Below are 19265 nucleotides of genomic sequence, written 5' to 3'. Positions count from 1 at the left end.
CCTTATTTCTCCTCTTTCTTCTTAGTATAGTCCCTTTTACGAGGCTTAATAAGGGATACATCTACATCCGCGTAGCTGAATTCCGGTTGATTTTTAGCAGGGTTGAAATCAGCCATAGTTGTTTTCAGCCATTCTGAGTCATTACGGTCAGGGAATTCAGGCTTATAGTGAGCGCCGCGGCTTTCATTACGGTTCAGAGCACCGATTGTGATAACACGCGCAAGCTGCATCATGTTCCACAATTGTCTTGTGAACATAGCACCCTGATTACTCCAGCTGGCTGTATCGTTGATATTGATGTTTTTCCAGCGTTCCATCAACTCAAGAATTTTATCGTCGGTTGCTTTCAAGTTTTTATTTTCACGAACAACCGTTACGCTGTTTGTCATCCATTCACCAAGCTCTTTATGGAGTACATAAGCATTTTCTGTTCCATCAAGAGATGTGATATCTGACCATTTTTCTTCTTCTTTTTTAACTGCTGCATCAAATAATGAAGAAGGAAGATCTTCAACACTCTTCTCTAGTCCATTTACATATTTAACAGCTTCAGGACCCGCAACCATTCCTCCATAAATTGCTGAAAGCAATGAGTTTGCACCTAAACGGTTCGCACCGTGCTGTGAATAATCACATTCACCAGCTGCAAATAAACCTTTGATGTTTGTATGTTGTTCATAGTCAACCCATAAACCGCCCATTGAGTAGTGGACTGCTGGGAAGATTTTCATTGGAACTTTTCGAGGATCATCTCCAGTAAACTTCTCATAGATCTCGATGATTCCGCCAAGTTTAATATCCAATTCTTTTGGATCTTTGTGGGAAAGGTCAAGGTAAACCATGTTTTCCCCATTTACACCAAGTTTCATATCTACACAGACATGGAAAATTTCCCGTGTAGCAATGTCACGCGGTACGAGGTTTCCATATGCCGGATATTTTTCTTCAAGGAAATACCAAGGTTTTCCATCTTTATATGTCCAAACTCGTCCACCTTCACCACGTGCTGACTCACTCATCAGACGAAGCTTGTCATCACCAGGGATAGCAGTCGGGTGAATCTGGATGAATTCACCATTCGAATAGGTAGCACCCTGCTGGTAGACGATGGAAGCCGCTGATCCTGTGTTAATGACAGAGTTAGTTGACTTACCAAAGATAATTCCAGGTCCGCCAGTCGCCATAATAACAGCATCTGCAGGGAATGATTGGATTTCCATTGTATTTAGGTTTTGGGCTACGATTCCTTGACATTCGCCATTATCGTCTTGGATAATACCTAAGAAATCCCAGCCTTCATACTTGTTAACAAGTCCAGCCACTTCATGGCGGCGAACCTGCTCATCAAGAGCATATAACAGCTGCTGGCCTGTTGTAGCACCCGCGAAAGCTGTACGGTGATGCTGAGTACCACCGAAACGTCGGAAGTCAAGCAAGCCTTCCGGTGTTCTGTTGAACATAACGCCCATTCTGTCCAAAAGATTGATTATTGAAGGAGCTGCCTCACACATCGCCTTGACTGGCGGCTGGTTGGCCAAAAAGTCTCCACCGTAAACTGTATCGTCAAAATGGATCATAGGCGAGTCGCCTTCACCCTTTGTGTTAACCGCACCATTGATACCGCCCTGCGCACAGACAGAGTGGGATCTCTTTACGGGTACAAGGGAGAAAAGATCCACCGAATTTCCTTCTTCTGCAATTTTAATAGTTGCCATCAGGCCGGCTAATCCACCGCCGACGACAATGATTTTGCCCTTGCTCATCGAAAGGTTACACTCCTTTTCATACATCTAATTGTGTCGTCTTCCCGCAACAAAGTCATTTTGGGTCCATCATACAAACCATTGTGGATAGGCAAAAGCAAGAGCCGCACGAATTCCGACAGTAGAAATAATCACAAAAATAATTCCCATTACCCAAGAAGAGATATATTGGGCTCTCGGTGATTGTGTAATGCCCCATTTTACCAGGAATCCCCATAGTCCATTTGATAAGTGGAATGTAGCGGACAAGACTCCAAGAATATAGATGATCAACATGACCGGGTTAGACAGAATATCCGACATCATTTGGAAGTCCACATCTGCTCCAAGTGCTTTTTGGATGCGTGTTTCCCATACATGCCACGCAATAAAGAACAATAAGATAATTCCTGTTATTCGTTGCAAGGCGAACATCCAGTTACGAAAAAAGCTCAATCTGACCGGATTATTCTTCGCTGTAAATGCGATATAAATCCCTAAAATGGCGTGAAACAATAATGGTATGTAGATAACAACAAATTCTAGGACAATGATATAAGGAACATCTCCTATAAATCCTGCCGCATTGTTGAACGCCTCTTCGCCAAGTGTAGCGAAATGGTTGATGATCAAGTGTTGCACTAAAAAGACCCCTACTGGAATTACTCCAAGTAAAGAGTGCAACCTGCGCCAATAAAACTCATTTTTTCCTGCCACGATTTACCCCCCTTAGTAATTAAGCGTCTGCTCCTTTGACAGTTTTTGTCCGATTGGGCATGTCGAACAACATAAATGTTTGTAACAAAGTTGTGACCATATTTCATTCTACTCCCCTCGCCCTGCCTCGTCAAGATAAGGGGTTTCTTAATTTATTCTAAATTGAATAAAGAATCCAATTCGTAATAAGTTTCCTGCCCACTTACACTTTGCCTTCGTTTATAATATACTCATATTTGAAAGTGAGGAATTATAGTGAAATCATTATCCAAACATGAAGCCCCTCCCTTAGAAAACAAAGAACAGTCAGTAGTACCCGTTTTTGCGTATGAATTGTTAAGAGACATACTCATTCCCGAGCTGCTTGGCGGCGATACTCATGAAATTTCCTATTGGGCGGGAAAACATATTGCCCGGAGGTTTCCGCTCCTATCAGTGGACGAATCCATTGAGTTCTTTAAGGAATCCGGCTGGGGACACCTACATATAGTCCATGAAAAGAAAAACGAATTTCGCCTGGAATTAAGTGGCGACATTGTCGAAAGACGTCTTGTCATGGGGTCAGACCCCAGCTTCCGCCTTGAAGCAGGATTTCTTGCTGAACAGGTGCAATGCATAAAACAGGCGACAGCCGAGGCTTTTGAAGAAGTCAATAAAAAACAAGGTAAAGTGACTTTTGTCGTTCGCTGGGATCATAAAGCTGGCCTGTCTGATTAATTTCAAATGATGAGTATGTATCGCTGCATAAGCAGAGCCTGCCTCCAATTAGAGGCAGGCTGTTCTCTTATTTTGAGGCCGTCTCTTCAAGTACACCTAATTCAAAAGCATCATGCAAATGCTGGGCAGCCGGTTTCATTTGCTCAGCATCCACAAGTACTGACACTTTGATCTCAGAAGTGCTGACCATTTTTGATTGGATTCCATTTTCCGCCAATACAGCAAACATTTTCGCTGCTACACCAGGATTGGAAACCATTCCTGATCCAACAATGGATACTTTGGAAAGACCGGTCTCACATTCAATATGGTCAAATCCGATTGATCCTTTTTCTTTTTCCAATACTTCTACCGCTTCCTGGCGGTCTTTATCTTTGATAGAAAATGAGAGATTCGTCTCATTTTCTGTTTGACTTTGGATAATAATATCTACATCAATCTGATTGGCAGCTAGGGTAGAAAAAACAGACGAAAGTCCAGTTATTTCATTTTTCAACCCAAATACTGTCATTCTTGTAATGTCGTCTTCAAACGCTACACCACGTACAATCAAATTCTTTTCCATGGAAGCTTCCTCCTCAATTACTGTACCTTTTTCATTTTCACTACTTGATCTTACTTCTAGTGAGACGGAATGATTTTTTGCAAACTCAACAGCACGTGGGTGGAGTACACCCGCGCCAAGATTTGCAAGCTCAAGCATTTCATCATAGGAAATGGATGCTAACTTGCGCGCCTGTGGGACATAACGCGGATCGGACGTGAAGACCCCAGTTACATCTGTACAGATGGAGCAGCGTTCGGCTTTGAGTGCAGCCGCTAGAGCTACTGCAGTCGTGTCTGATCCACCTCTACCAAGAGTAGTGATTTCCCCGTCTTCCGTTACACCTTGGAAGCCGGCCGCTACGATTGTTTTTCCTTCTTGTAAAATTTTCTCTATATGATCCGCTTTAACATCAACGATTCTTGCATTATTATGCACTTTTTCCGTGATGATTCCTGCCTGCCAGCCAGTCAAAGAAACAGCTTCAGCTCCCATTTCTGTCAATGCCATCGACAATAATGAAATGGATACTTGTTCCCCAGTGGCAAGCAACATGTCCATTTCGCGTTTTGCAGGACGTGCTGTAATTTCACCAGCCAGGGTCAATAGCTGGTCAGTCGTTTTGCCCATTGCCGAAACAACTGCCACGACTTTTTTTCCATTTTCCTTTTCTGCAATAATCCTTCTTGCAGCATTTTTGATTTTATCGGTTGTGCTAAGCGATGAGCCTCCGAATTTGATGACTACGGTACCCATAATCTACCTTCTTTCTTTAATAATTAAGATAAGCGCAAACGCCTGTCGACCGGAGCCGATGTTGATACTATCGTAAGAGAGAACACAAAGCCTGCTAATCGATAGACGCTGGAGCTAGCTATTGCTCTTAGACTTTGAAAGGAAAGTTCAGATTATCTTTATACTTTCCTTCGCATTAAAAAAAGCAATGAGAGTCTCCTCTCATTGCTTGTGAGTCACAATTAAATAAAAGTGAAAAAACCACAACATGAGATAGCCCTCCAGTATGAATCAGTTCATACTGACAATTCTGTATTTATTCAATAACAGAACCAGCAAAAATAATCATGGGACTTATTTTCACTTCGGCAATCCTTCCCTTTCATAAACCCTTCCTCGAAGCCCACGCTTCTCCAGATTACTACTCATTAAGGTTTGCGCCTCTATCAATTTATTGATTTCGACTCATTATAGCACGCAGTTTCTTCATATTCAACTATTCTTTCAATTTTTCAATCAAATTGACTGCGGTAGGCATTGGAATGCCTAGTTTGGTTATTTCCTCAATATCTGCTTCTTTCATTTTCTTTAATGAGCCAAAATGCTTCAGAAGCTTCTGCTTCCTTGCCGGGCCAATGCCGGACACCTCGTCCAAGACTGACTGGAATGCGGATTTCCCTCTGAGTTGGCGATGAAATGTGATGGCAAATCGATGCACTTCATCCTGAACTCTTTGCATCAAATAAAACTCCTGACTGTTCCTTGCTAACGGAACAACAGCCAGTGGATCTCCAAATAAAAGCTGAGAAGTTTTATGTTTTTCGTCCTTTGCCAATCCTGCCACTGGAATGTCCAATCCAAGCTCCTGTTCCAATATATCCTTTGCTGCCTCAACCTGCCCTTTTCCTCCGTCAATCAGAATCAGATCGGGCAGCGGAAGACCATCTTTTAATACTCTGGAATACCTTCTTCTGACAACTTCCCTCATTGACTCATAATCATCGGGTCCTTCCACAGTCTTGATTTTATATTTGCGGTATTCCTTCCTATCTGGCTTTCCATTTATAAAAACAACCATTGCTGATACCGGATCAGCTCCTTGAATATTAGAGTTATCAAAAGACTCAATCCGATACGGCGTATAAATGCCCATCGCTTCCCCAAGCTTCTCAACCGCGCGGATTGTTCTCTCTTCGTCCCTTTCGATCAAGGCAAATTTATCGTGGAGGGAGACTTTCGCATTTTTTTCAGCCAACTGAACAAGATCCTTCTTTTGTCCCCTTTTCGGTATCAGAATTTTTGTCTGAACTAGCTGCTCTGCCATGGATTCATCTACCGATTCGGGCAAAAGGATCTCTTTTGGCTTGAAATGCTGTGGTTGGAGGTAAAATTGGCCTAAAAATGTAAGGAATTCTTCTTCCTGATCTCCGTAGACCGGGAACAAAGATACATCCCGTTCAATTAATTTTCCCTGACGGATAAAGAATACCTGGACACACATCCATCCTTTATCGATGGCATATCCAAACACATCCCGATTGATGAAATCCGAAGAAATGATTGTTTGCTTTTCCATTGTTGTTTCAATATTGCTGATTTGGTCCCTATATTCTTTCGCCCGCTCAAATTCAAGTTGTTCAGCAGCTTCGATCATTTTATTCTGGAGTTCATTTTTGATCGTCTTATATCCGCCGTTTAAAAACTTCGTGATTTCATCTGTAATCTGCTTGTACGTTTCCTGACTGACTTCATTGACACACGGCGCATAACATTGCCCAAGATGGTAATACAAACAGACTCTGTCAGGAAGCGACTGACATTTTCTGAGGGGGTACAACCGATCAAGCAGTTTTTTCGTTTCATGAGCCGCCTGTGCGTTTGGATATGGCCCAAAATATTTTGCTCTGTCTTTCTTCACCTTTCGGGTGATGATCAGTCTTGGATGCCGCTCATTCGTCAATTTAATATATGGGTAGCTCTTATCGTCTTTGAGCAAGACGTTATACTTGGGAGTGTGTTTTTTAATCAGATTCATTTCTAAGATAAGTGCTTCAACATTAGAAGAAGTGACAATATATTCAAAGTCTTGGATCTCAGAAACGAGCCGCTGCGTCTTGGTATCGTGAGACCCTGTAAAATAGGAGCGCACTCGATTTTTTAACTTCTTTGCTTTCCCTACATAGATGATAGTCCCCTGTCTATCCTTCATTAAGTAACAGCCAGGTTGGTCAGGTAAAATTTCCAATTTATGTTTTATTAAATGATTCAAGGAAGTGACCTCCCAATTTGAATTGCACAAATGCTTCGAATCAGCACAAAGACAACATGAAAATGTCTTTGGGCTAACGCCCAACTGAAACTTATCTTCCCCTTACCAATTGCTTTGCTTTGCAAATATTTGAAGAGGGAGATTTTTTCCAAAAAATAATCAAATTCGCCTTGGCGTATTGAGCTCCGCTCGATAAAATCTGTGACATCTGCCGAAGGCTGCAACTTTATTCATGAACCCCGCTGTATGGAATATCAATACACATTCATCATACCACTTACAGGAGTGGGAGACTTCTGCTGAATGAAGTTAAAAGTTCATGTCTCACGTCGAGACCTGTTCCACGCCGCTATCAAGCCATTATAAGCCTAATAGCATTCATTTTATGGGACGCACGCCCGTCGAAGTTGAACAAAACTGTTTTTTCCTTCATTAATATTTATCATAGACTCAAACATTCTTTTTTTCAAAAAAAAAATCCGAGCGGGTTCGCTCGGACTTTTCAGTGGCTTACAGGTGTTTATTCACCAAATCTGCCAACGCTTCTTTCGGCTGGAAGCCTACAGTTTTATCAACGACTTCTCCGTTTTTCATTACGATTAATGTCGGAATACTCATGACACCGAACTGGCTTGCTGTATCTTGGTTCTCATCTACGTTCACTTTTGCGATTTTCACTTTATCACCAAGATCACCGTCCAACTCTTCAAGAACTGGAGCAATCATTTTACACGGACCGCACCAAGGTGCCCAAAAGTCTACGAGAACGACTCCTTCGCCGGTTTCAGCTTTGAAATTTTCGTCGGTTGCATTAACAATAGCCATATCTTTACCTCCTAATATACTATCCGAAACTAAGGCAAGTATATCATCAGGATTCAATCCACGCTAACAATCTGCCTGCAATTTTAATATTCCCACAGTCAAATTTTTTATGAGGATACTTTTATTTTCTTAAATTCTTCAGTTAAAAGTGGAACCACTTCAAACAAGTCGCCGACGATTCCGTAGTCCGCTACATTAAAGATATTTGCTTCTGGATCCTTGTTTATGGCGACGATCACTTTTGAGTTGGACATACCTGCCATATGTTGAATGGCCCCAGATATTCCACAAGCAATATAAAGATCCGGTGTAACAACTTTTCCAGTTTGGCCGATTTGCAATGAGTAATCACAATAATCAGCATCACAAGCGCCACGTGAAGCTCCAACTGCACCGCCCAGAACATCTGCAAGTTCCTTCAACGGCTCAAAGCCGTCTGCACTTTTTACACCGCGTCCACCCGCAACAATGACTTTCGCTTCGGATAAGTCCACTCCTTCACTTGCTTTTGTAATAACCTCTTTAATAATCGTTCGCAAATTTTTTATTTCTGCGCCAACTGGCGTAACTGCACCGCTTCTGGACTCATCCTTAGCCAGTGGTTCGATGTTATTTGGTCTGATTGTAAAAAATGTGATGCCATCCGTAATGACTTTCTTCTCAAATGCCTTTCCTGAATAGATGGGCCGGGTAAATAGTACCCCATCATTGCCTTCTTCAATGGCTGTCACATCAGAAATAAGGCCCGTGTTCAATTTGCTGGCAATCTTCGGAGAAAGATCTTTTCCCAGAGATGTATGCCCAAAGACGATAACATCCGGTTCTTCTTCATTGACAACTGCCATAAACGCTTGTGAAAAACCATCTGAAGTATAATATTTTAATTGTTCATCTTCTACTGTAATTGCACGATCCGCCCCGTAATGAATCATTTCACCCGCTTTATCCTTCACGGAATCACCAATTAAAACAGCAACCACTTCTCCATTCTCAGCCACTTTCTTTCCTGCCGCTATTGCTTCAAATGAAACATTCCTTAAACTACCATCCCGGAGTTCACCGAGTACCAATACTTTTTTAGCCATTGCTTCATACCTCCTGTTTCTCTGTAAAAGGGATGTTATATTACTTTAGTAAGCAAACCTGCAAGCTCTTTTACTTGGTCTGTCAATTCGCCTTCCAGAATCCTGCCCGCTTCTTTTTCTGGTGGAAGGAATATTTCAACCGTTCTCGTTTTCGGCTCAACATCATCCTCATCCAGATCCAAATCATCCAATTCTAATTCTTCCAAAGGTTTTTTCTTCGCTTTCATGATTCCAGGCAAAGACGGATACCGTGGATCATTTAATCCTTGCTGAGCTGTCACGAGTAATGGGAGAGATGTTTCAATAATCTCAGAGTCCCCTTCAACATCACGAACGATTTTCACAGCTTCACCATCAATTTCCAGTTTAGTGATCGTCGTTACATATGGAATATCCAAAATATCTGCAACACGCGGCCCAACCTGTCCAGAGCCTCCGTCAATGGCAACGTTTCCTGCCAAAATCAGATCTGGGTCTTTATCCTTCAGGTATTCAGCCAAAATCGCAGCTGCTGAAAACTCATCATAATTATCCAAATCATCTTCAACATCAATCAATGCTGCTTTATCGGCTCCCATTGCCAGCGCTGTCCTAATCTGTTTCTCAGTATCCTCCCCACCGACGCTAACAACAGTTACCTCTCCCCCATGATCATCACGAATACGGATGGCCTCCTCTATCGCATACTCATCATAAGGGTTGATGATAAACTCTGCTCCATCCTCCTCAATTTGGCCATTTGAAATGGCTATTTTTTCTTCTGTGTCGAATGTTCTTTTCATAAGCACGTAAATATTCATGATCGAACCTCCTATAATATGAAACTGATAAATGATAACTATTACTCTCCTGTAAATCTTGGCTCTCTTTTTTCAACAAAGGCACGGATACCTTCCTGTCCATCCCTCGTTGTGAAAACTTCACCAAACTTTTCAGCTTCCAGCTTAACTCCTTCGTAATAGCTCCTTCCTTTTCCAAATTGGAGAAGTTCAATAGCTGCCTTGAGAGAGGCTGGACTCTTTTTCGCAATTGAGCGCACTAGCGCTTTCGCTTTCTTTAACAGCTCTTCTTCTGGATAGCTCTGGTTAGCTAATCCCCATTGCACGGCTTCCTTTCCAACGAGCGGCTTGCTAGTAAAAAGTATTTCCGCTGCTTTGGCTACTCCTACATAGCGCGGAAGGCGTTGTGTTCCAGCAAAACCCGGAATTAGCCCCAGCTGAAGTTCCGGAAGTCCGAGCTTCGCATTATCACTAACAAGTCTGATATGGCAAGCCATTGCCAATTCAAGGCCACCTCCAAGCGCGGCTCCATGGATGGCAGCGACAACCGGCTTCGAGAACGTTTCAATTTTTTCAAATACCCTTTGGCCTTCCGCGGCCAATTCGGAAAATGCTTCACCGCTTTGTACTTCTGTAAATTCTTTTATATCTGCTCCTGCGGAAAAGAAGCGGCCTTCACCATATAAAAGAATTGCCCTGATGCTGTTGTCGTTCTCAAGTTCTTCCATTTGCTGGCCAAGCTCCTGTATTACAGCTGTTGAAAGTGCGTTAGCAGGCGGCCTTTCGATTTTGATAAAAGCTGCATTGTCTTCCTTTGAAACTGTTAAAAACTCCATATAAGCTAGCTCCCTTCAAGACGCTTTTTTTATGAAGCAGCGTTCTCGGATATGCACCCATTCAAAATTAGCTTGTGTACTTTGGGAGCGAGCGCGACCAAGTCATATTTATGTTCGTTTAACACCCAAGTTGTCGCTGTTTCATCTATCGTTCCAAAAATCATTTGCCTTGCCAGCCGGATGTCGAGGTCAGCCGCAAACTCGCCGCGTTCTTTTCCATATTCCAGGATGCTTTCCAATACGCTTAAATAATCCTTCAGCACTTCATTAATTTTAAACCGCAGATCTTTGTTGGATTGTCTTAATTCCAGTTGAGTCACAATCGCCAGCTTTGTGTCCGCGGATAAAATTTTGAAATGGCTTTCAAACATTACTAATAATTTCTCCGAAGCTGTTTCTTTTCCTGCAATCACTTCATTGATTGTTTCAACAAACATGGCCATTTTTTCTTGAAAAACTGAGATGAGTACATCCTCTTTATTTTTAAAGTAAAGATAAATAGTGCCATCTGCCACTCCTGCCTGCCGAGCTATTTTGGAAATTTGTGCCTGATGGTAGCCATTTTCAGCAATAACAACAACGGCCGCTTCAATGATTTGTTTATACTTTGGTCTGTTTCTTTTCACTTATTTCACCTTCTGTACAATCAAATGCGCCTTGGCGTATTTGCGCCCAGATTTTATCAAGCTTTAGCTCGATAAAATCCTTCTGAAAATTGTGGCATCCGCCGGAGGCTTTATCTTTATTCAGCCTGGGTTTGAACCCCCGCTTTTTAATGGAATACCAGCAGGTATTCATCTCACAACTTGCAGAAGTGGGAGACTTCTGCTGAATAAAGGCAAAATGAATGATTGCTCATTCATAAAAATATAATAAATCTTATACAATTTTCTGTCAAGAAATCACACGTCTCAAAATATCTGGCTACTATGATAAAAAACAAGCGCCTGATCCTCGACGTAAAATGAAAATGAAACGATTATAAGCGAAGCGGAATTGGCTGATAGGCGCTAAAACCTTGATGCCAACAACATTGATTATCCTAGCTTTTCTTCTTGATCCATTTTCTTTTTCTCTTCATCTACTAAAGTGCGCCGCAAAATTTTTCCAACAGCCGTTTTCGGAAGCTCTTCCTTAAATTCATAGATTCTAGGTACTTTAAATGCTGCTAAATGCTTTCGCGCAAACTCATCCAGCTGTTGTTCGGTAACACTTTCTCCTTCTTTTAAAATAACATAGGCTTTGACAGTTTCCCCTCTATACGCGTCCGGTACACCAGCAACCACCACTTCCTGGACTGAAGGATGCTCATAAAGCACTTCTTCTATCTCGCGTGGATATATATTGAACCCTCCTGCAATAATCATATCCTTTTTTCGATCAACAACATAGAAATATCCCTTTTCATCCATATATCCCAAATCACCTGTCAATAACCATCCGTCTTTTATTGTCTGCTCTGTTTCTTCAGGCATATTCCAGTATCCCTGCATGACTTGCGGGCCTTTTACCGCGATTTCCCCAACTTCTCCCGGCTCCAAGGGCTGCCCGTTTTCCATAGAAATAATCATTGCATCGGTATCAGGCCACGGAACGCCTATGCTGCCCTTCACTCGTTCACGATCCCAAAGGAAATTAGAGTGGGTTACTGGGGAAGTTTCGGTTAATCCATATCCTTCAACTAGCTTTCCACCTGTTGACTTCTCGAATCTTTCCTGGACTTCCACAGGTAAAGGAGCTGATCCACTAATGCATGATTCAATAGAAGACAAGTCGTATTTTTTGATATCTGGATGGTTCATCAAACCGATATAAATGGTTGGTGCTCCTGGAAACAAAGTAGGCCTTTGTTTTTGAATGGTTTTTAAAGTCGTTTCCGCATCAAATTTGGGAAGCAAAATCATCTCATAGCCCTGCATAACCCCTAAAATCAGTACAGTCGTCATTCCATAAACATGAAACAGCGGCAGCAAACCAAGAATTTTTTCCTCTCCCTTTTTCATTTTGTAGAGCCAGGCATCACACGCAGTTGCATTGGCAATCAGGTTTTTATGAGTGAGCATGACACCCTTCGGATTTCCTGTCGTTCCACCTGTATATTGCAAGAGTGCTAGATCCTTGTCAAAATCAAAGTCCACTGGTATTTCTTTAGGAGATGTTCTAGTCATTATCTCTTTAAACAAATGCTGATTGCCTTCATGTTTTACCTTGACAACGATGCCAGTATCACGTTTTTGTATAAAAGGATAAATGACATTTTTCGGAAACGGCAAGTAATCTTTGATGGCGGTTACAATAACGTGCTGCAGATCTGTATTACCGATCGCTTTCATAATCCGCGGGTAAAGGATATCTAGCCCAATAATTGCTTTTGCACCCGAATCCTTCATTTGGTATTCGAGTTCCCTTTCCGTATAAAGTGGATTGGTCTGTACAACAATGGCTCCTGCATAAAGAATTCCATAATAACTGATGACAGCTTGCGGAGAATTCGGAAGCATAATTGCAACTCTGTCTCCTTTCTTGATGTCCAGCGTTTGCAAATATGTCGCCATCTTGAGAGAGCTTTTGTAGAGCTCTCGGTATGTTAGTTCTTTGCCCATAAAATGAATAGCTGTTTTGTGAGGATAATTTTGGGCTGCATCTGTCAAATATTGCTGCACTGGTTTTCGATCATAATCCAGAGTTTTGGGAATAGTGTCCGGATAAAGCTCCAACCAAGGCTTCATAAATTTACATTCCTCCTTTTATAATGAACAGTAAGAAAATTTAAACTTATAAATATTATATTACAATGATAGGCGATAGCACAACTAATTGACTAAATTATCGGAACAATACAAGGAAAAGGCCTATTGAATTTTGTTGCGTGAGCTTTTCACATCAACTAAGCGAAAGTCGCCTTATGACCTTAAGGGGCTAGGCATCAGCGGGCTTAGTTCAGCGACGTCCTGCCGCTTTGCTCGCACTAGCGTCGCAGCTAGACTAGGTAATTGGATAACTTAATTCGAACTAAATATTTCATCGAATTTTTATACTTGCTTACTCTAAAAGGAAAAACCGCCTGTTTGGACAGACGGTTTTATACTCGGATTAAATAAATGATTCCAATTATGATAAAGATGCTGCAGACGACAAACAGCACTTTTGCCAGTTTTTCCACGATTTCCTCCTCAATAAATGCCAGCACCGATGACGTATGACAATCCGACGGAAATGACCATTGCCACAAAGCCAACAGCGCGGTTGTCTTTTTCTATTTCTTCATCAATTCTAAACTTTGGCGTCAAAAATTCAAAGATAAAGTACCCAGTCAACAAAAGGAAAAAACCGTACATCCCCCAACCGATCATTACGAATAAAGAATCATGATGCAAAATAGAATGCCTGAAAATATTGGCAATCCCAAAAACCTTTCCACCGGTAGCCATTGCGACCGCTACATTTCCTTTTTTTATTTCTTCCCAGTTTTTATATTTGGTTACAATCTCAAATATAAACAAGAACAGAACCATGCAAAGGACTGTGACGCTGTAATAGCCCGCCGTTTGTACAAATGAATTTTCCCAAAAAGAGTCCATTCAAATCATTCCCCTTTTTAACAGGGGGTTCAGCGGGCGTTACTTAAATTCGACAACTGTTACGCCACTCCCGCCTTCCCCTGCTTCTCCAAGTCTTATACGTTTAACTGCTCGATGATGTTTCAAATATTCCGTAACTCCCGACCTAAGTGCACCTGTTCCTTTCCCGTGAATGATAGAAACACGCGGATAGTTGGCAAGAAGAGCATCATCAATATATTTTTCAACTTTACGCAGGGCATCTTCATACCGCTCACCGCGTATGTCGAGTTCGAGCCCCACATGATAGTCTCTTCCTTTGACGGTGGCAAGAGGCTTTGGCTCAGGCTTTTGTTCAGATTTGATGAATTCCATATCCTTTTCGGCCACTTTCATTTTTAAAACACCCGCCTGTACCTGCCATTCTTTCTCGCCCATTTTTTCCAGCAAAGTCCCTTTCCGCCCGAATGTAGTAATCATAACCTCATCACCCGGCTGCAGCTCGCGCTTTTGTTTGGAATTTTTAGTCCGGCCAGTTTCTTTATTCAATTCAGGAACAGCGGTATCAAGCCTTCTGCGCGCCTCGATTAATTCATGTTCTTTTACTTGTGCGTTGCCTTCTATTCTCATTCTTCGCAATGAGCTGATTACATCTTCAGCTTCAGTCCTTGCTTTCTCCACAATCTCGACTGCTTTTCGCTCGGCATTTGCATACATTTCTTTTTCCCGCTCATAAAACTCAATCATCTGCTTTTGTAAATCCTGATGAAGCTTTTCAACATTTTTTAAATAAAAATGAGCCTCTTCATAATCACTCTCAGCCTCTTTTCGGCTTTTCTCCAAAGATGCAATCATGTTTTCCACTTCGTTACTTTCCGTATCTATGAACGATTTTGCATGTGTAATAATGGCTTCAGATAATCCAAGTCGCTTGGAAATTTCAAATGCATTGCTTCGCCCGGGCACACCAATCAAAAGTCTGTAAGTTGGCTTTAGAGTCTCAACATCAAATTCCACACTTGCATTGGTAACTCCTTCACGATTATACGCATATGCTTTCAATTCGGGATAATGTGTTGTAGCGATCACGCGAGCCCCTCGGCTATATACATCGTCTAATATAGAAATGGCCAGCGCCGAACCTTCCTGTGGATCTGTCCCAGCACCAAGCTCATCAAAAAGAACCAAGCTTTCATCATTTACAAGTTTCAATATATCTACAATATTGACCATATGTGAAGAGAAGGTACTCAAACTCTGCTCAATAGATTGTTCATCGCCGATATCTGCAAATACTTCCTTGAAAACAGCCAGCTCCGATTCCTCCGATGCAGGAATAAGCAGACCCGATTGTGCCATCAGAGTAAGAAGCCCGAGCGTTTTCAATGTAATCGTCTTCCCCCCCGTATTCGGTCCGGTAATGACGATCGTGGAAAAATCTATTCCAAGAGTAATATCATTTGCCACAACCTCTTCTGGAGGAATCAACGGATGCCTAGCCTTAAACAATTGAATGCGCCCTTCCTTATTAATACCAGGTCTAGTTGCCTTCATCGATTTTCCAAAACGCGCCTTGGCAAAAATAAAGTCAAGGGATTCCATAACTTTCACTAGGACAAACAGATCGTCAGCTACTTCAGCCACTTTTCCGGATAATTGGATGAGTATCCGTTCAACTTCACGATTTTCTTTCACATGTAATTCACGAAGACCATTATTCAAATCAACGACTGCCTGCGGTTCGATGAACAAAGTCTGTCCTGAAGATGACTGGTCGTGTACGATCCCTGGATAGTTAGAGCGATACTCCTGCTTAACCGGAATAACGAAGCGCTCATTCCGGATGGTGATAATAGCGTCGGAAAGCATCTTCTGTGCATTTCTTCCGCGGATAAGGCTTTCAAGCTTCTCCCTTATCCTGCTCTCATCCCTTCTTTTTTTAAGCCTGATGCTCCTTAATTCCGTGCTTGCAGAATCCAACACTTCGCCGCCTTCATCAATGGCGTTCTTTATCTCATGCTCCAATGGTGTCATGACAGCAATTTGATCGGATTTTCCTGATAAAATAGGAATCTCCAATCCGTTATCTTCAATCATTTCCTCTATAAAACGCTTCATTGTACGACCTGCATGGATCGTGCTTCCGATTTGTACAAGCTCAATGGGATTTAGCACCCCACCGATTTGCGTACGCTTAATATGCGGGGTGATATTAAAGATCCCATTTAAAGGAGCATGTCCCTTTAACCTAAGTACATGAGCTGCTTCGTCTGTCTCCTCTTGAAGCAAGACAACCTCCTCAAAAGAGGTAGACGGCTTCAGCCTTCTAATCCTTTCCACTCCCAGCTCAGAGGCCGCGAATTCCTCCAGTTGCAGAAGAATTTTATTAAATTCTAGCGTCTTTAATATTTTTTCATTCATGAACTTTGCTTTAAGTCCCCTTTCCCAAAAGCCTAATCATTCCGCTGTAAAAACTTAACTAATTGCTCTGGCTCCCATGTGTTAATAACAGATGAGCTCTGCACCCAGCCTTTTCTCGCAAATGCTGTACCGAGTAGCATAAAGTCAAGGTTCCTGATATTATGCGCATCTGTATTGATTACCAGCTTCACTTCTTGCTCCTGAGCATGCCGTAAATGTTCCGCTGCTAAATCCAGCCTAGCGGGATTAGCGTTCAGCTCCAATGCTGTATCCGTCTCCTTGGCCAGTTCAATCAACTTTTTAACATCTACATCATAACCCTCACGCCTACCTATCAGCCTTCCAGTCGGATGAGCGATAATGTCCACATGGGGATTTTCCAAAGCGTTTCTCAATCGCTCCATAATCTTTTCCCGCGACTGGGAAAAGATTGAATGAATGGATGCAATGACAATATCAAGCTCTCTAAGCAGACCATCATCATAATCAAGGCTTCCATCTGGCAAAATATCCATTTCAATACCCGATAAAATTAATATATCATCATACTTCTCATTTAACTCTTTAATTTCTTCATTCTGTCTTTTGATACGGTCAACAGTCAAGCCGTTGGCCACTCTTAAAAATTGGGAGTGATCCGTTATCGCCATATATTGGTAGCCTTTCTCCCTACAAGCTTCCACCATTTCCTCTAAGGAAAAAGCACCGTCTGACCAGGTTGTGTGCATGTGAAGATCGCCTTTTATATCGTCAATATGGATGAACTTTGCACTGCTATCATATTCCTCAACTTCTTTACCGTCCTCCCTAATTTCCGGTGGAATAAACGGTAAATTAAAGTGATGGAAAAAGTCGCTTTCGGATTGAAAGGTTTTGACTTCACCTGTTTCTGTATTCTCCACGCCATATTCACTGATTTTTTCCCCTCTTGCTTTTGCAAGCTGGCGCATACGGACATTATGTTCAGCAGAACCAGTAAAATGATGCAGTGCCGTTGCAAATTCACAGGGAGTGACAATGCGAAAATCAACGGAGATACGATACTGACCGCCTTCCATCAAAAGGGTCACTTTAGTACCCCCGCTTGCCGTCGCTTCTCCAGCTCCTTCAAGCTTGAGCAACTTTTCTTTGACAGTCTGCGGATGGTCTGTTGCAATGATAAAATCAAGATCCTTGATTGTTTCCCTTACCCGCCTAAGGCTTCCGGCCCTTGAAAAACGGGAAATTTCCTTAATCTCTTGTAAGGAAGCTTCAATGGACTCCGCCATCGGAATCATATAGGAAATAGGTAATCGCTCTGGCTGTTTGCCCATTGATGCCAATGCCTCTTTTATATTTTCTTCCGTTTTTTTGCCGAAGCCTTTGATTGTTCTAATCTTGCCTGTCTCACAAACTTCTTTTAATGATGTCACATCAACAACGTCAAGTTCTTTATATAATCTTGCGATGCTCTTGCCACCGAGCCCGGGAATTTGCATAAGGGGAATTAATCCTTTAGGCACTGTTTCTTGAAGTTCCTGTAGGACAGAAGACACGCCGTTTTCAATAAATTCCTCGATAACTGCCGCCGTTCCCTTTCCAATAGATGGAATTTTTGTAAAGTCCTCAATTTCTGATAAACTCCTGTCATCCGCTTCCATTGCAGCAGCCGCTTTTCTGAATGCGGCCGTCTTGAATGGATTTTCCCCTTTGAGCTCCATATAAACCGCAATTTGTTCCAATAAACGAATGACATCTTTTTTATTTACTCCCATTTCTGTCACCAACCGTTCTCCATTCTCCTGCCTCTCATTTTAACAAATAAGACTGCTAAAAGAAAAACTTCTCTTCGCAAAGAGAAGTTAGCTTTGGATATAGTCAATCCACCATTTTTTCAATTCAGCAGATAAAAAAGGTGTATAATGAATCATCCCTTTGGCAAGGAATGAACCATTGATGGCCTCCTGAATTGCCGGAATCGGAAGTAATGCCGCAATATATAACAATATAAAAATCATTAAATAAACTTCCAAAAATCCAAGAATGCCGCCAGCCCAGACATTCAGTGTTTTTAAGACTGGAAGGCTCGCAACAAAATCAAGTGCTGACCCGATGATACCGAGAACGATTCGGACAGCAAAAAAGATAATGACAAATGCAATAGCACGATAAAAGGCCTCATCCATCCCTACCCCATCGAAAACCATTTGCAATGTCTTTCCCGGATCAAAGTCCGGATATGGAATCCAAAGGCGGAGTTTGGGAGCCAAATCATCATAAAAAATATAGGCTATGACAAAAGAAACAACGAAGCCAATCATGTGAATCAGTTGAAGAATAAATCCCCTTCTAAGTCCGACAAAAAAACCAATGATCAAAATGATCAATAAAGCTAAACTTAACATACATATTTCATTCCTTTAAACGCGAAAGCTCTTGTTCCAGATGCTCCAAGCGCTCTTGAAGTTTAATTTGCTCATGGACAGCGTTAACAGCCGTTAAAACAGCCAGCTTGCTAGTATCAAGACTGGGGTTCACCGATCGGATTTCCCGCATTTTCTCATCAACAAGCTTTGCTACTAGTTTCATATGCGCTGACGTCTCTGTCCCTGTAATGATATAATGTTGCCCATAGATTGTAACTGGAGTGCGGGTCTTTTCACTTGACGACAACGTAATGCCCCCATTTCTTCATGTAAAGCTTTAGAGTGCGTGTTAAAAAGTTTCCAAATTTAGAAGCAAAAAGTCGATTCGGAATGTACGCTTTTAATGAGCAACACAGAGGCAAGCCATCGAAAAGATTTGCCACTTAATTTTGGTGACTTTTTGAACTTCCCTCTCATATGCGCCCAGATTTTATCGAGCTCCGCCCGATACATTTCCTCTGAAATCTGTGGCATCCGCCGGAGGTTTTCACTTTATTTAACCTGGGTTTAAAATTCCCACTAAATGGAATATCAATATACATTCATCTCACCACTTACAAAGCTGGGAGACTTCTGCTGAATGAAGTTAAAATATTTTTCCATGTGAAAAATCCTATCTTATATCATAGC

General features: G+C 41.9%; 16 protein-coding genes and 1 riboswitch. Of the genes, 1 reads left to right on the top strand and 15 read right to left on the bottom strand.

Translation table 11 applies throughout. The annotated features are described in order from the left end of the window. Nucleotides 1–2: 2 nt before the first annotated feature. Complete coding sequence (sdhA, locus tag H9631_RS09510; protein WP_191812151.1) at nucleotides 3–1763, bottom strand: succinate dehydrogenase flavoprotein subunit; 1761 nt, start codon at nucleotides 1761–1763, stop codon at nucleotides 3–5. A 69-nt stretch (nucleotides 1764–1832) separates the two neighbouring features. After that, entirely contained in the window at nucleotides 1833–2459 is a 627-nt protein-coding gene (locus H9631_RS09505; RefSeq protein WP_191812149.1) for a succinate dehydrogenase cytochrome b558 subunit, read from the bottom strand. 255 nt (nucleotides 2460–2714) lie between these two features. Here H9631_RS09505 and H9631_RS09500 point away from each other — a divergent pair, with 255 nt between their 5' ends. After that, nucleotides 2715–3176 carry a YslB family protein gene (locus H9631_RS09500; RefSeq protein ID WP_191812147.1) on the top strand — a complete coding sequence of 154 codons (462 nt, stop codon included), beginning with the start codon at nucleotides 2715–2717 and terminating at the stop codon, nucleotides 3174–3176. A 67-nt stretch (nucleotides 3177–3243) separates the two neighbouring features. Here the strand turns inward: H9631_RS09500 and H9631_RS09495 are convergent, their stop codons facing one another. From H9631_RS09495 to zapA, 13 genes are all read right to left on the bottom strand, one after another. After that, nucleotides 3244–4476 (bottom strand): aspartate kinase, encoded by a 1233-nt coding sequence (locus H9631_RS09495; protein WP_191812145.1) that lies wholly within the window; start codon nucleotides 4474–4476, stop codon nucleotides 3244–3246. A 245-nt stretch (nucleotides 4477–4721) separates the two neighbouring features. Then, nucleotides 4722–4909, bottom strand: a riboswitch (Lysine riboswitch). Nucleotides 4910–4951: 42 nt separating this feature from the next. Continuing rightward, entirely contained in the window at nucleotides 4952–6724 is a 1773-nt protein-coding gene (uvrC, locus tag H9631_RS09490; protein WP_191812143.1) for an excinuclease ABC subunit UvrC, read from the bottom strand. A gap of 510 nt (nucleotides 6725–7234) precedes the next feature. After that, the gene (trxA, locus tag H9631_RS09485; protein ID WP_191812141.1) at nucleotides 7235–7549 is read right to left on the bottom strand and encodes a thioredoxin; all 315 of its coding nucleotides are present in this window, start codon (nucleotides 7547–7549) and stop codon (nucleotides 7235–7237) included. 107 nt (nucleotides 7550–7656) lie between these two features. Continuing rightward, the gene (locus H9631_RS09480) at nucleotides 7657–8634 is read right to left on the bottom strand and encodes an electron transfer flavoprotein subunit alpha/FixB family protein (protein ID WP_191812139.1); all 978 of its coding nucleotides are present in this window, start codon (nucleotides 8632–8634) and stop codon (nucleotides 7657–7659) included. A gap of 35 nt (nucleotides 8635–8669) precedes the next feature. Next, nucleotides 8670–9434 (bottom strand): electron transfer flavoprotein subunit beta/FixA family protein, encoded by a 765-nt coding sequence (locus H9631_RS09475; protein ID WP_191812137.1) that lies wholly within the window; start codon nucleotides 9432–9434, stop codon nucleotides 8670–8672. A gap of 41 nt (nucleotides 9435–9475) precedes the next feature. Next, complete coding sequence (locus tag H9631_RS09470) at nucleotides 9476–10249, bottom strand: enoyl-CoA hydratase (RefSeq protein ID WP_191812135.1); 774 nt, start codon at nucleotides 10247–10249, stop codon at nucleotides 9476–9478. Between the two features lie 29 nt (nucleotides 10250–10278). After that, a complete protein-coding gene (locus H9631_RS09465) occupies nucleotides 10279–10875 on the bottom strand; it encodes a TetR/AcrR family transcriptional regulator (RefSeq protein ID WP_191812133.1) in 597 nt (198 codons plus the stop codon). A gap of 411 nt (nucleotides 10876–11286) precedes the next feature. After that, nucleotides 11287–12978 carry a long-chain-fatty-acid--CoA ligase gene (locus H9631_RS09460; protein WP_191812131.1) on the bottom strand — a complete coding sequence of 564 codons (1692 nt, stop codon included), beginning with the start codon at nucleotides 12976–12978 and terminating at the stop codon, nucleotides 11287–11289. 444 nt (nucleotides 12979–13422) lie between these two features. Beyond that, complete coding sequence (locus H9631_RS09455) at nucleotides 13423–13830, bottom strand: DUF350 domain-containing protein (protein WP_191812129.1); 408 nt, start codon at nucleotides 13828–13830, stop codon at nucleotides 13423–13425. A 39-nt stretch (nucleotides 13831–13869) separates the two neighbouring features. Beyond that, a complete protein-coding gene (locus H9631_RS09450) occupies nucleotides 13870–16230 on the bottom strand; it encodes an endonuclease MutS2 (RefSeq protein WP_191812127.1) in 2361 nt (786 codons plus the stop codon). Between the two features lie 32 nt (nucleotides 16231–16262). Beyond that, the gene (gene polX / locus H9631_RS09445) at nucleotides 16263–17984 is read right to left on the bottom strand and encodes a DNA polymerase/3'-5' exonuclease PolX (RefSeq protein ID WP_191812177.1); all 1722 of its coding nucleotides are present in this window, start codon (nucleotides 17982–17984) and stop codon (nucleotides 16263–16265) included. An 87-nt stretch (nucleotides 17985–18071) separates the two neighbouring features. Then, entirely contained in the window at nucleotides 18072–18614 is a 543-nt protein-coding gene (locus H9631_RS09440) for a CvpA family protein (protein ID WP_191812125.1), read from the bottom strand. Nucleotides 18615–18621: 7 nt separating this feature from the next. Then, on the bottom strand, nucleotides 18622–18882 hold the full coding sequence (gene zapA, locus H9631_RS09435; protein ID WP_191812123.1) for a cell division protein ZapA: 261 nt from the start codon (nucleotides 18880–18882) through the stop codon (nucleotides 18622–18624). Nucleotides 18883–19265 lie beyond the last annotated feature (383 nt).

The organism is Bacillus norwichensis (assembly GCF_014836955.1).
In the GTDB taxonomy this organism is placed as follows: Bacteria; Bacillota; Bacilli; order Bacillales; family Bacillaceae_C; genus Siminovitchia; species Siminovitchia norwichensis.
The sequence above is the reverse complement of the archived record's forward strand: the minus strand, read 5'-3'. Positions and strand labels throughout refer to the sequence as shown.

Coding starts and splice junctions, on each gene's coding strand:
- H9631_RS09440 (WP_191812125.1), bottom strand. CDS start 18,614: ATGTTAAGTTTAGCTTTATTGATCATTTTGATCATTGGTTTTTTTGTC.
- H9631_RS09480 (WP_191812139.1), bottom strand. CDS start 8,634: ATGGCTAAAAAAGTATTGGTACTCGGTGAACTCCGGGATGGTAGTTTA.
- trxA (WP_191812141.1), bottom strand. CDS start 7,549: ATGGCTATTGTTAATGCAACCGACGAAAATTTCAAAGCTGAAACCGGC.
- H9631_RS09460 (WP_191812131.1), bottom strand. CDS start 12,978: ATGAAGCCTTGGTTGGAGCTTTATCCGGACACTATTCCCAAAACTCTG.
- sdhA (WP_191812151.1), bottom strand. CDS start 1,763: ATGAGCAAGGGCAAAATCATTGTCGTCGGCGGTGGATTAGCCGGCCTG.
- H9631_RS09470 (WP_191812135.1), bottom strand. CDS start 10,249: ATGGAGTTTTTAACAGTTTCAAAGGAAGACAATGCAGCTTTTATCAAA.
- H9631_RS09455 (WP_191812129.1), bottom strand. CDS start 13,830: ATGGACTCTTTTTGGGAAAATTCATTTGTACAAACGGCGGGCTATTAC.
- H9631_RS09450 (WP_191812127.1), bottom strand. CDS start 16,230: ATGAATGAAAAAATATTAAAGACGCTAGAATTTAATAAAATTCTTCTG.
- polX (WP_191812177.1), bottom strand. CDS start 17,984: ATGGGAGTAAATAAAAAAGATGTCATTCGTTTATTGGAACAAATTGCG.
- H9631_RS09475 (WP_191812137.1), bottom strand. CDS start 9,434: ATGAATATTTACGTGCTTATGAAAAGAACATTCGACACAGAAGAAAAA.
- H9631_RS09495 (WP_191812145.1), bottom strand. CDS start 4,476: ATGGGTACCGTAGTCATCAAATTCGGAGGCTCATCGCTTAGCACAACC.